We start from the raw sequence: 11,432 nt of genomic DNA, 5'->3' as shown, positions 1-11,432 counted from the left end.
CACTCCGGTGGTGTCGAACCGGGGCGTGATGCTTGGATGGCGGCATGTTCGGGGTCCTCACACCATGTCGTCACCGTCTGGGAGACGAACTCGCCGACCGGTGGCGCGCACACCTGTGCGGGTTGTGTCTGGCGCTGCGCGACGGTCACGGTCAGGCCGCGCGGCTGACCACCAACACCGATGCGGTGATGATCTCGATCCTCACCGAAGCCCAGCGCAGCGGTGGGGCGGCGACCGCACGAGCGGGGCGGTGCCCACTTCGGTCACTGCGCACGGCCACGGTGGTGACCGCCACCGACCCGGGTATGCGGCTGGCGGCCGGCGCGTCGCTCACCTTGGCCGCGGCCAAGGCCGACGACGTCCGAGCCGAGCAGCGCCTGCGACTCGCGCCGCGCTCACCGATGAGGTCGGCAACCGCCCGGGTGATCGGATCCCGGTTACATGCGGCGGCCTCGAATGCACCGGTCCTCGACGTCGAGCGCATCCTGCACACCCTGCACCGTCAGCCCGAGATCGAGTGCACTGCGACATCTCTCGGTGAGATCACCGATCCCAGCGGCCAGGCGTGCGCCGAGGTGTTCGCTGCGACCGCCGATGCCTCGGGCGCGTCGGACAACCGTGCCGACCTCGAAGCCATCGGCTACGACTTCGGGACGATCGCCCATCTGCTCGACGCCGTGGACGACTATCACGCCGACGCTCTCTCCGGTGCGTTCAATCCGTTGCGCGCCACCGGAACCGAGGTGACCGCAGCACTGACCGAGTGCCGCGACCGACGCGACCGGATCACCAAGCGGTATTCACGGCTCCGACTCGACGACGACCGGTTGCTGCGGGCGGTGCTCCTCGACGGTCTGCGGCACGCCATCGCCCGCCGGATGCATGCGCGGACCCGGTGGCCCGCCACGCGACCACCGGACTTCCCTGACTCCTGGCCCTATCCCCCGCCATTCCCACCGAACCGGCGATTTCGTGATCGTCTCGGCCCATTCCTGTGGACCGGCTGCACGGGCCGGGCGTGCTGCACCGACCACTGGAATCACTGCAGCGACAAATTCACCAGCCCCTGCTGCACCGACGACTGCGGGGATTGCTGCGACTGCTGCGACTGTGATTGCACCTGAACGCTGTCGGTCGATGCCGCTCAGCCGACCCCACGGCCGGCCGACTCCCAGAACTGTGCGCGCAGCGCCTTCTTGTCGGGCTTGCCCAGCGCGGTCAGCGGCAACGCGTCGGCGAAGATCACCTGCTTGGGCGATTGCACCGCACCCTTGCGTTCCTTCACCGCGCCCTGGATCTCGCAGGCGATCCGCGCCCGTCCGTGGTCGTCGGATGTGGCGTCGGCACGCAACACCACGACCGCGGTGACCGCCTCACCCCATTTGTCGTCGGGTACCCCGATCACACCGACCTGTGCGACGGAAGGGTGTTCGGCGACAACATCTTCGACCTCCCGCGGAAAGACGTTGAAGCCGCCGGTGACGATCATGTCCTTGGTGCGGTCGACGATGTACCAGAAGCCGTCGTCGTCTTCGCGCGCGACGTCGCCCGTCCGCAGCCAACCGTCCCGGAAGGTCGCCGCGGTCTGCTCGGGCAGGCCCCAATAGCCGCCGGCGAGAAGCGGTCCGGCCACACAGATCTCGCCGGGCTCGCCCGGTGCGACGGGCGCGTCGTCGGGGCCGAGGAGCGCGGTGTGAAGGAAGGCCGACGGCCGGCCACAGCTCGACAGTCGGCGGGTGTCCTCGCCCGGCTTCGGATGGTCGTGCTTACCGAGGTAGCTGATCACCATCGGGGCTTCGGACTGCCCGTAGTACTGGGCGAAGATCGGGCCGAAACGTTCGATCGCCTCGGCGAGCCGCACCGGATTGATCGGCGAGGCACCGTAATACACGGTTTCCAGTGACGAGAGGTCACGTGTCTTCGAGTCGGGATGATCGAGAAGCGCATAGAGCATCGAGGGCACCAGCATGGTGGCGCTGATCCTCTTATTCTCGATCGTCGCGAGCACCTGTGCGGGGTCGAACTTCGACAGCACGATCATCGTGCCGCCCTTCATCAGCGTCGGCACGAAGAACGCGGCACCGGCATGTGAGAGCGGCGTGCACATCAGGAATCGTGGTCGCTCCGGCCATTCCCACTCCGAGAGCTGGATCTGGGTCATCGTCGCCATCGCCGACGCGGTTCCGATGACGCCCTTGGGTTTTCCGGTGGTCCCGCCGGTGTAGGTGATCGACACGATGTGATCGCCGGGTAGCGGCGCCGCGGTCAGCGGGCGCGGCGAGAACGTGTCGGCCTCGGCGATGATGTCGCGACCGTATGCGGAGAGCTCCTCCGGCACCGGCCCGAGGGTGAGGACCTGCTCGAGATTCTCGACGCGGTCCACCAGCGCCGCCGCACGCTCGACGAACATCGGCACCGGATCGATGACCAGTGTGGTGACCCCGGCGTCGGAGAGTACGTAGGCGTGATCGTCGAGCGAGCCGAGCGGATGCAGCGCGGTGCGCCGCCAGCCCTGGGTCTGCCCGGCACCGATCACCAGGAGCACCTCCGGACGGTTGAGCGCCAGGAGCCCGACGGCGGTTCCCGATCCCGCGCCGACCGACTCGAAGGCCTGCACGTACCGGCTGACCGCGTCGGCCATCTCACCCCCGGTGAGTTCGGTGTCGCCGAGTTCGAGCACCTTGTGGTCGCGATGGCGTCGCAGGGCCGCGACCATGAGATCCCCCAGATGGACCCCGCTGCGCAGCGGGTCGTATTCGGTCACAGAGCTGTCCTCAGTCATGTGTCCAGACTAGGACGTGTTTCAGAACTGAGGAAGGCCGTGGACGGAATTCGTCGATGACATGCACAGATGTCGCGTTCTGGGCGACCTCTACATACTAGAACGTGTTCCATATTCGGTCTGCCCTCATGGTCGACCACTCCGCATTAGGATCGAGGCATGACTGACCTGGACCTGGCGACCTCCCGTCGCGACATCACCGACGCACTCCTGACCGCTCTCGAGCGGCGCCATGAGGTTCTCGACACCATCGTCGAGGCCGACAATCACACCGATGCCGTCGCCGCGATCGCCGAACTGCTGGACAAGTCCCAGCTCGGCGCCGAGGCGATCCTCGACATGAAACTCGATCAGCTCACCAAGGAGGAGCGCCGCAAGAACCAGGCCGAACTCGACGACCTGAACTCGGCGCTCACCTTCACCCTCGCCGAACGGCCCGCATCCAGCGGCGACACCCTCGACCTGCGCCCCTTCTCCCCGGAGGAGGACGCCGACCTCTTCGCCACCCGCACCTCCGAACTCGGCGTGGCCGGCGACGGCTCGGGTGCTCCCGCGGGCGATCTGGCCGACGAACTGAGCAAGGCCACCGCACGCGTCGACGACGAGGAGGCCGTCTGGCTCGTCGCCATCGAGGGAGACTCCAAGGTGGGCTTCGTCTTCGGCGAGTTGACCGCCGGCGAGGTCGACGTGCGGATCTGGATTCATCCCGAGCATCGCAAGAAGGGTTACGGTACCGCCGCCCTGCGCAAGTCGCGCTCGGAGATCGCCGCCTACTTCCCGGGTGTGCCGATGGTGGTTCGGGCGCCGGGCGCCTGACCGATCACCTGGCGCGGGTCGGTGCGCTCAGCCGACCCGCCGGGGCAGCCCGAAGCGGGCGACGATCGCGCGAATCCGAGTGTCCTCGTCGATGACGAAGGTCTCCGACACCGGCGCGGCGAGCCCCAGCATCTTCGGTGCGACGTGAACGAGGTAGCGGGTGGTGACGCTGTGTCCGTCGACGGTGGCCTCGAACGCACTGACGCGGTGGATCAGCCGGAACTGTGGCCCGCGTTCGAGGCTGCGCGCGATATGCGGTCCGTTGCGCCCGGTCTTGACGCCGAATTCGACTCGGGTGCAGTCCGGATGCAGGTCGACCGCGCTCGCATCGTGACTGACCAGGGCATCGACGTAGGCCCGTGCCGCCGCGACACGGGTCGCCGCCACGGCGTCGGTCATGGCTCTCCCCACAGGTATCGACCCAACGGTGTCAGCGCGCTCCGTAGACCGGCATCGGCACCGGCGCCTTTGCGATGATCTCGGCGATCACCGGGCCGAGTTCGGACGATTCCCAGCGCGCGCCCTTGTCGCGTTCGACGCTACGCTGCCAGCCGTCGGTGATCGAGATCTTGCCGCCCTCCACCTCGAAGACCCGTCCGGTGACCTCCCCTGATTGCGGAGAGGCGAGCCAGCACACCAGCGGTGAGATGTTCGCCGGATCCATCGCGTCGAAGGAGCCGTCGTCGGGGGCGGCCATTTGCGCGGCCATCGCCTCGCCGGCACCGAGGGTCATCGCGGTGCGCGCCGCCGGTGCGATCGCATTGACCGTGACCCCGTAACCGCCCATCTCGGCGGCGGCCTGGACCGTCAATGCCGCGATACCGGCCTTGGCGGCGACGTAGTTGCCCTGCCCGACCGAGCCGTAGAGGCCGGCCCCGGACGAGGTGTTGACGACGCGGGCGATGCGCGGGTTGCCGGCCTTGGCCTCTGCACGCCAATGGGCGGCGGCATGGCGCAACATCACGAAGTGGCCCTTGAGGTGTACCCGGACCACGGCGTCCCACTCGTCCTCGGCCATCGAGACCAGCATGCGGTCACGCACGAATCCCGCGTTGTTGACCAGGGCGTCGAGCGCGCCGAATTCGTCGACGGCGGTGGCGACGATGCCGGCCGCGGTGTCCCAGTCGGCGACGTCGCCGGCGGCGGTGATGGCGTCACCGCCACCGGTGCGGATCTCGTCGGCCACCGCGTCCGCGGCCTCGGCCACGAAGTCGTTGACGACCACCTTGGCACCGTCGGCGGCGAAGGCCAGGGCGTGCGCCCGGCCGATACCCTGCCCGGCGCCGGTCACCACGACCACACGACCGGCATTGGACGCACTCTCAGCCACTGTTGTTGTCCTCTCAGATGTTTCGGTTCACAGCTCGCGGTTCGTTCGGTTGCAGATCAGACGTCGTTGCCGGCATTGGCGGCGGCGAGAAATGCCGGGAGTTCGCCTCCGCCGTGGACGGTCAGGGTGGCGCCGGTGATGTAGCCGGCCAGCGGTGAGAGCAGGAAGGCCGCGGCGGCGCCGACGTCGGCGGGGCGGGCCATGCGGCCCATCGGAATCGTCCGGCCGACCGCGGCGATACCCGCGTCGTCGCCGTAGTGCAGGTGCGCTTGTTCGGTCTCGACCGGTCCGGCGACGATGGAGTTCACCCGAACCCTGGGCGCCCATTCGACGGCGAGTGAGGCGGTGAGACTGTCGAGTCCGGCTTTGGCGGCCCCATATGCCGACGTTCCCGGCGACGCGCGGCGGCCACTCACGCTCGAGATGTTGACGATCGCGCCACCGCCCTCCTGACCCCGCATGACGGCCTGCGCCGCACGCGCGACGATCAGCGGGGCAAGCAGATTCAGCTCGACGATCTTGCTCGCGAAGCGCGGCGAGGCGTCGGCCGCCAGTGCGAACGGCGACCCGCCCGCGTTGTTGATCACGCCGTCGATCCGCCCGTGGGTCTCGACGATTCGCGCGAGAGTGGCGGCCACCGCGTCCTCGTCGCGCACATCGCACGGAAGAAATGTTGCCGCGGAAATGGATTCGAGCTCGTCGTTCGAATGCCGAGCACAGGCCACCGGCGTCACGCCGAGGTCGGCAAGGGTGGCAACGATGCCGAGCCCGACACCTCGGGCCCCACCGGTCACCAACACGACCCGTCCGGCGAGCCCGAGGTCGTAGCGTCCCGGCCGTCCGGTCACCTGTGCGGTCGTCGTCATGGGTGCTACCCTACCAAATAACCAAGCAATTGCTTGGTTGGTTTTTCGAGCGCTTCGCCGAGAGGAGCACGCGTGCCGATCACCACTACCCGCACCGATGGCGGGGTCGTCACCGTCACCGTCGACTACCCGCCGGTCAACGCGCTGCCGTCGTCGGCGTGGTTCGACCTCGCCGACGCCATCACCACCGCGGGCAACGACCCGGAAACACACGTGGTGATCCTGCGGGCGGAGGGCCGCGGTTTCAACGCCGGTGTCGACATCAAGGAGATGCAGGCCACCGAGGGATTCGGGGCGTTGATCGCCGCCAACCACGGATGCACCGCGGCGTTCAGCGCGGTCTACGACTGCGCCGTCCCGGTGGTCGTCGCGGTCAAGAACTTCTGCGTCGGTGGCGGAATCGGGCTGGTCGGCAACGCCGACGTGATCGTCGCCTCCGAGGGCGCCGTGTTCGGTCTTCCCGAGGTCGATCGCGGGGCACTGGGCGCCGCAACACATCTCGCACGTCTGGTTCCCCAGCATATGATGCGCACCCTGTATTACACCGCCCAGAACGTCACCGCAGAACAACTCCTGCACTTCGGCTCGGTCCATCGCGTGGTGGCCGCCGACGACCTCGATGCCGCGGCACTCGATGTCGCCGAGAAGATCGCCGCCAAGGACACCAGGGTGATCCGCGCGGCGAAGTCGGCGATCAACCACATCGACCCGGTGGACGTGAAGGCCAGCTACCGCCTCGAGCAGGGATACACCTTCGAACTCAATCTGGCCGGCGTCGCCGACGAACACCGCGATGAGTTCGTGGCGACCGGCAAGGCCCTCAACACGGGAGGACACGCCTGACATGGCAGCCACACCCACTGCAGCCACACCCACCGACAAGACGAGCACGCTCGACGACGTCATCGGCGAGCTGCGCGACGGGATGACGATCGGTATCGGCGGCTGGGGTTCGCGGCGCAAGCCGATGGCACTCGTCCGCGCGTTGGCCCGCTCTGCGGTGACCGACCTGACCATCGTCACCTACGGCGGGCCCGATCTCGGACTACTCTGTGCTGCAGGCAAAGTCAGGCGCGCCTACTACGGCTTCGTCTCCCTGGACTCCGCCCCGTTCTACGATCCCTGGTTCGCCCACGCCCGCACCACCGGCGCCATCGAGGCACGCGAGATGGACGAGGGCATGATCAAGTGCGGGCTGCAGGCCGCCGCGGCCCGGTTGCCGTTCCTGCCGATCCGGGCCGGACTCGGCTCCGATGTGCCGGCGTTCTGGGAGGGCGAGCTCAAGACCATCGAGTCCCCGTATCCCGACCCCGACGGCCGCACGCAGACACTCATCGCGATGCCCGCCCTGCGACTCGACGCCGCCTTCGTCCACCTCGATCTCGCCGATACTCGCGGCAACGCCGCCTACACCGGTGTCGACCCGTACATGGACGACCTGTTCTGTGCCGCCGCAGCGCGCCGGTATCTGGAGACCGATCAGCTGGTCGACACCGAGGTTCTCGTCAAATCCGTTCCTGTGCAACGTCTTCTGCTCAACAGGATGAATGTCGACCGGGTGGTGCACACGCCGAACGGCGCGCACCACTCCTTCGCCGGGGACTACGGTCGTGACGACGCGTTCCAGCGGTTCTACGTCGAGCAGGCCAAGGACGCCGACGCCTGGGCCGCGTTCCGCACGCGCTTCCTCGATGTCGACGAACCCACCTACCAACGTGAGGTCGCCGCCTGGCGTGCCGAACAGGAGGACCGCAAGTGACCACCGCGACCACCGAAGTCACCCGGGCCGAGTACTGCGTCGTCTCCTGCGCCGAGATCTTCCGTGGCGCAGGCGAGATCATGGCGTCGCCGATGGCCCCGATCCCGCTGCTCGGAGCACGCTTGGCGCGCCTGAGCTTCGCGCCCGATCTGCTCATCACCGACGGAGAGGCGCTGATCCTCGCCGACACACCGGCCATCGGCAAGACGGGTCCCATCGAGGGGTGGATGCCGTTCTCCAAGGTGTTCGACGTCGTGGCCTCGGGCCGGCGCCATGTGGTGATGGGCGCCAACCAGATCGACCGTTTCGGCAATCAGAACCTGTCGGCGTTCGGCCCGTTGCAACACCCGACCCGACAGATGTTCGGCGCCCGGGGCGCGCCCGGTAACACCATCAACCATCCGACGAGTTATTGGGTGCCCCGGCATTCGGCACGCGTGTTCGTCGACGCCGTCGACATCGTCTGCGGACTCGGCTTCGACAAGGTCGACCCCGACAATCCCGCCTTCGACGACGTCGACATCGCTCGCGTCGTCACCAATCTCGGTGTCTTCGACTTCGGCGGGCCCGACCACACGATGCGTGCACTGTCGCTGCATCCCGGGGTGAGTGCCGAGGAGGTCGCCGAGAACAGCTCCTTCGAGATCGCCGGGCTCGACGAGGCGCCGGCGACCCGGGAACCCTCCGAGGAGGAACTCGGCCTGATCCGGGATGTGCTCGACCCCAAGGTTGTTCGCGCCAAAGAGGTGCGATGAGATGACCGGCTCTGACACAACGGACGCTGGGCGCGCCGCGCCCCTGCGGACGAGCTTCACCGACCTCGTCGGCGTCGAGTACCCGATCGTACAAACCGGGATGGGCTGGGTGTCGGGGCCGTCGCTGACATCGGCGACGGCCAACGCCGGTGGACTGGGAATCCTGGCGTCGGCGACGATGACCTACGACGAGCTCGAGACCGCCATCACCAAGACGAAAGCGTTGACCGACAAGCCCTTCGGCGTCAACATCCGCGCCGACGCCACCGACGCACCGCAGCGGATCGACCTACTGATCCGCGAGGGCGTCAAGGTCGCGTCGTTCGCGTTGGCGCCCAAGAAGGAGCTGATCGCCAAGCTCAAAGAGCATGGTGTGGTGGTGATCCCGTCGATTGGTGCAGCCAAACACGCGGTGAAGGTGGCTTCCTGGGGCGCCGACGCGGTAATCGTGCAGGGCGGCGAGGGCGGCGGACACACCGGACCGGTGGCCACCACGTTGCTGCTGCCGTCGGTACTCGATGCCCTCGCGGACAACGGTTCCGACATGCCGGTGGTGGCGGCCGGCGGCTTCTTCGACGGTCGCGGGCTGGCCGCGGCCCTGGCGTATGGCGCGCAGGGTGTGGCGATGGGGACGCGGTTCCTGCTGACCTCGGATTCGGCGGTGCCCGACGCCGTCAAGCAGGAGTATCTGGCCCGGGGCCTCGGCGACACGGTGGTGTCGGTGAAGGTCGACGGGATGCCGCATCGGGTCTTGCGCACCCCGCTCGTCGAGGCGCTGGAGAGCGGTAGCGCCGTCAAAGCCCTTGTCGCCGCCGCCCGTAACGCCAACGAGTTCAAGCAGCTGACCGGGATGCGTTGGACGACGATGCTGCGCGACGGGCGCGCCATGCGACGCTCCGGGGAACGCACCTGGCAGCAGATCATCATGGCAGGCAACACCCCGATGTTGTTGCGCGCGGGACTCGTCGAGGGCGACACCCGCGCGGGGGTCCTCGCCTCGGGTCAGGTCGTCGGCATGATCGATGACCTGCCCAGCTGCGACGAGTTGATCCAGTCGGTCATGACGCAGGCCCACGAGCGTCTACACGCACTCGCCGCACCGGTCAGCGCAGTGTGAGGAGCGTTCGCTCAACGAGATCGGCGACGAGCTCGCGCCGTGAGGACTGGGGCTCGTCGCAGTAAAGACCCTGCGTGTGGCTGTGGACGACTCCCTCCAGGACGGTCACCAGCCTGCGGGCTGCGGCTTGCGGCTGCGCGGACCCCAGCGACTGCATCAGCCCTGCGGCAGCGTCCTCGGAGAAGAAGCAGCGGCGCAGGCGCCCGCGGACGTCATCCCCGATTTCGGCGTCGAGCAACAGCGCCTGACGCGCGCTCACCTCGGCCACGCGGTCGGTGACGAGTTCGGTCACGTAGTCGCTGATCACCTCAACCGGATGGGTCTGTCCGGCGGACATTTCGAGCGTGCCGCGGAACCGCTCACGGGAGATGGTGATCAGCCGGTCGGCGGCGGCCAACAAGAGCGCTTCGCGAGTGCGGAAGTAATACGAGGTCGATCCCTTCGGTAAGTCGAGCCGACGATCGATCGCCTGATGCGTGAGCGCGTGTGTACCCCCGGACGCCGCGAGTTCCAGCGCGGCATCGGCGATTCGTGGGCGGCGGTCGGGACGGGGCACACGTCACATGATAGCCAGACTCTATGATGATAGAGTTTGGGAATGTTCGGTCGCCGAAAGCAGTCCGCGCCGCTGGTGGGTGACGACGTTGTCGTCGAGGCCGCGACCCGGGCCGGCTTTCGACTCGATCCAACCCAACTCGTTGCGGCACAGCATCTCTCGGGCCGTGATCATCTGTATGTCTCCGGGCCGGTGGGTCGAGGGAAGACGTGGCTTGTCGACACCTACCTCGGCGCACTGCCCCCGAAGTGGGTACGGCGGCTGCATTGGCACGAGTTCGGGCGTGATCTCGATGCGTTGATCAAAGATCACGGCGTCGAGGGAGCACTGGCGACGATCACGTCGGGTATCCGGGTCCTGTGTTTCGATGAATTGAGCGTCGACGACCGCGCCGACGGGATCTACGTCGACGCGGTGATCCGGCGAACGATCGAGCGCGGCGTCCGCCTGATCATCACGTCCAATCACCGGCCTTCGGCTCTGATGCCCCACCCGCTGTTGCACGCCACCTTCCTGCCGACCATCGACTTCATCGAAACACACTGCATGGCGATAGAACTCGATGGCGGTACGGACTACCGCACGATTCACCGTCCGAACGCGCGCCGCGACCACGGCTTCGCTGGCGGTCTGTGGATCACCGTGAACGGCACACCACCACAACGGGTCTCGCAGCCCACGTCGGTCAACGGACGAACCATCTCCGTGTGGGACTCGACTCGCGACCACATCGGGGTGACGTTCGAGGAGATCTGTGGCCGCCCGCTCGGTGCCGCCGACTATCTTCGCCTTGCTCACCGATACCGTTCGTGGACCGTCAGCGGCGTTCCCGGTCTCGCCACAACCGACCGCCAGAGTGCCCGTCGCTTCGTCCACCTCGTCGACATCCTCTATGACCAGGAGGCGGAACTGAACATCGAGTGTGCGCTCAACAGAACAGAATTCGGCCATTGCGCCGCAATGGATCCCATGTCGCGGGCCCGCGTGACGAGCAGACTGTCAACGCTCGGCGAGTCCGCCGCCGGGTGACTCCCACGCCGCGTACAACTCGTCGAGCAGCGCGCCGATCTCCTCCACGGTGTCCCAGGTGTCGGGTACGCGATAGTCGTTGTCGTACCGGGCCATCAGCTCGGTGTGGGGTAAGGCCCGGAGATACGCGTCGTAGCACTGCTCGGCGAAGAGATTTCCACGCGGAGTGAGGTTGTTGACGTTGATCTGCGAGACGAAGTGTGTCGCCACGAACCCGGTGGGGTGATCGGTTCTGGAGATGGCGTCGGCGATCGCGTCGGCATGGCCGTCGGCGGGCACCAACCCGCGTCTACACGCCCAGCCCATGAAGGCCGCGATGTGGATGGCGGCCGCGGACTCATCGAGGCCGAGGTCGATCACCGAATCCGTGTGCCACTCGGCATCGTCATAGGTCACGACGGTCAGCGTAGGGCGCCGTACTC

Annotated in this window: 13 protein-coding genes; 7 read left to right on the top strand and 6 right to left on the bottom strand. The window is 67.3% G+C overall.

Annotated features, from left to right (window positions below):
• The first annotated feature begins 44 nt into the window (after positions 1-44).
• Positions 45-1,124, top strand: a complete 1,080-nt coding sequence (locus QNM97_RS01100; protein WP_283821223.1) for a DUF5685 family protein — start codon at positions 45-47, stop codon at positions 1,122-1,124.
• A gap of 20 nt (positions 1,125-1,144) precedes the next feature.
• Here QNM97_RS01100 and fadD8 read toward each other — a convergent pair whose 3' ends face one another.
• On the bottom strand, positions 1,145-2,782 hold the full coding sequence (fadD8, locus tag QNM97_RS01095) for a fatty-acid--CoA ligase FadD8 (protein WP_283821222.1): 1,638 nt from the start codon (positions 2,780-2,782) through the stop codon (positions 1,145-1,147).
• A 159-nt stretch (positions 2,783-2,941) separates the two neighbouring features.
• On the opposite strand from fadD8, the gene QNM97_RS01090 reads away from it, so the two are divergent.
• On the top strand, positions 2,942-3,598 hold the full coding sequence (locus QNM97_RS01090; RefSeq protein ID WP_283821221.1) for a GNAT family N-acetyltransferase: 657 nt from the start codon (positions 2,942-2,944) through the stop codon (positions 3,596-3,598).
• 27 nt (positions 3,599-3,625) lie between these two features.
• Here the strand turns inward: QNM97_RS01090 and QNM97_RS01085 are convergent, their stop codons facing one another.
• Genes QNM97_RS01085 through QNM97_RS01075 form a run of 3 tightly spaced genes read right to left on the bottom strand, consistent with a single transcriptional unit; the run spans position 3,626 to position 5,794 of the window.
• Entirely contained in the window at positions 3,626-3,997 is a 372-nt protein-coding gene (locus QNM97_RS01085; protein WP_283821220.1) for a DUF8021 domain-containing protein, read from the bottom strand.
• A 31-nt stretch (positions 3,998-4,028) separates the two neighbouring features.
• Positions 4,029-4,928 carry an SDR family oxidoreductase gene (locus QNM97_RS01080; protein ID WP_283821219.1) on the bottom strand — a complete coding sequence of 300 codons (900 nt, stop codon included), beginning with the start codon at positions 4,926-4,928 and terminating at the stop codon, positions 4,029-4,031.
• Between the two features lie 56 nt (positions 4,929-4,984).
• On the bottom strand, positions 4,985-5,794 hold the full coding sequence (locus tag QNM97_RS01075; RefSeq protein ID WP_283821217.1) for an SDR family oxidoreductase: 810 nt from the start codon (positions 5,792-5,794) through the stop codon (positions 4,985-4,987).
• A 72-nt stretch (positions 5,795-5,866) separates the two neighbouring features.
• Between QNM97_RS01075 and echA20 the strand changes: the two genes are divergently transcribed.
• Genes echA20 through QNM97_RS01055 form a run of 4 tightly spaced genes read left to right on the top strand, consistent with a single transcriptional unit; the run spans position 5,867 to position 9,425 of the window.
• Positions 5,867-6,637 carry a (7aS)-7a-methyl-1,5-dioxo-2,3,5,6,7,7a-hexahydro-1H-indene-carboxyl-CoA hydrolase gene (gene echA20 / locus QNM97_RS01070; protein WP_208792718.1) on the top strand — a complete coding sequence of 257 codons (771 nt, stop codon included), beginning with the start codon at positions 5,867-5,869 and terminating at the stop codon, positions 6,635-6,637.
• A gap of 1 nt (position 6,638) precedes the next feature.
• Positions 6,639-7,553 (top strand): CoA transferase subunit A, encoded by a 915-nt coding sequence (locus tag QNM97_RS01065; protein ID WP_283821216.1) that lies wholly within the window; start codon positions 6,639-6,641, stop codon positions 7,551-7,553.
• Positions 7,550-8,308: a CoA-transferase subunit beta gene (locus QNM97_RS01060; RefSeq protein WP_283821215.1), complete on the top strand. Its 759-nt coding sequence runs from the start codon at positions 7,550-7,552 to the stop codon at positions 8,306-8,308. Before QNM97_RS01065 ends, QNM97_RS01060 begins: the two co-directional genes overlap by 4 nt.
• A gap of 1 nt (position 8,309) precedes the next feature.
• On the top strand, positions 8,310-9,425 hold the full coding sequence (locus QNM97_RS01055; RefSeq protein ID WP_283821214.1) for an NAD(P)H-dependent flavin oxidoreductase: 1,116 nt from the start codon (positions 8,310-8,312) through the stop codon (positions 9,423-9,425).
• On the opposite strand, the gene QNM97_RS01050 is transcribed toward QNM97_RS01055, so the two are convergent.
• On the bottom strand, positions 9,412-9,981 hold the full coding sequence (locus tag QNM97_RS01050) for a TetR/AcrR family transcriptional regulator (protein WP_283821213.1): 570 nt from the start codon (positions 9,979-9,981) through the stop codon (positions 9,412-9,414). The two genes, QNM97_RS01055 and QNM97_RS01050, sit on opposite strands and share 14 nt — an antisense overlap.
• Positions 9,982-10,023: 42 nt before the next feature.
• Between QNM97_RS01050 and zapE the strand changes: the two genes are divergently transcribed.
• On the top strand, positions 10,024-11,010 hold the full coding sequence (gene zapE / locus QNM97_RS01045; protein WP_283821212.1) for a cell division protein ZapE: 987 nt from the start codon (positions 10,024-10,026) through the stop codon (positions 11,008-11,010).
• Here zapE and QNM97_RS01040 read toward each other — a convergent pair.
• The gene (locus QNM97_RS01040; protein WP_283821211.1) at positions 10,981-11,406 is read right to left on the bottom strand and encodes a DUF7832 domain-containing protein; all 426 of its coding nucleotides are present in this window, start codon (positions 11,404-11,406) and stop codon (positions 10,981-10,983) included. The two genes, zapE and QNM97_RS01040, sit on opposite strands and share 30 nt — an antisense overlap.
• Positions 11,407-11,432: the final 26 nt, after the last annotated feature.

It is taken from the genome of Gordonia sp. L191 (assembly GCF_030077625.1).
Taxonomy (GTDB): Bacteria; Actinomycetota; Actinomycetes; order Mycobacteriales; family Mycobacteriaceae; genus Gordonia; species Gordonia polyisoprenivorans_A.
Note: the sequence above shows the minus strand (reverse complement) of the source record. Positions and strands in the feature narration are given on the sequence as shown.

Coding starts and splice junctions, on each gene's coding strand:
- QNM97_RS01090 (WP_283821221.1), top strand. CDS start 2,942: ATGACTGACCTGGACCTGGCGACCTCCCGTCGCGACATCACCGACGCA.
- QNM97_RS01085 (WP_283821220.1), bottom strand. CDS start 3,997: ATGACCGACGCCGTGGCGGCGACCCGTGTCGCGGCGGCACGGGCCTAC.
- fadD8 (WP_283821222.1), bottom strand. CDS start 2,782: ATGACTGAGGACAGCTCTGTGACCGAATACGACCCGCTGCGCAGCGGG.
- zapE (WP_283821212.1), top strand. CDS start 10,024: ATGTTCGGTCGCCGAAAGCAGTCCGCGCCGCTGGTGGGTGACGACGTT.
- QNM97_RS01065 (WP_283821216.1), top strand. CDS start 6,639: ATGGCAGCCACACCCACTGCAGCCACACCCACCGACAAGACGAGCACG.
- QNM97_RS01075 (WP_283821217.1), bottom strand. CDS start 5,794: ATGACGACGACCGCACAGGTGACCGGACGGCCGGGACGCTACGACCTC.
- QNM97_RS01100 (WP_283821223.1), top strand. CDS start 45: ATGTTCGGGGTCCTCACACCATGTCGTCACCGTCTGGGAGACGAACTC.
- QNM97_RS01055 (WP_283821214.1), top strand. CDS start 8,310: ATGACCGGCTCTGACACAACGGACGCTGGGCGCGCCGCGCCCCTGCGG.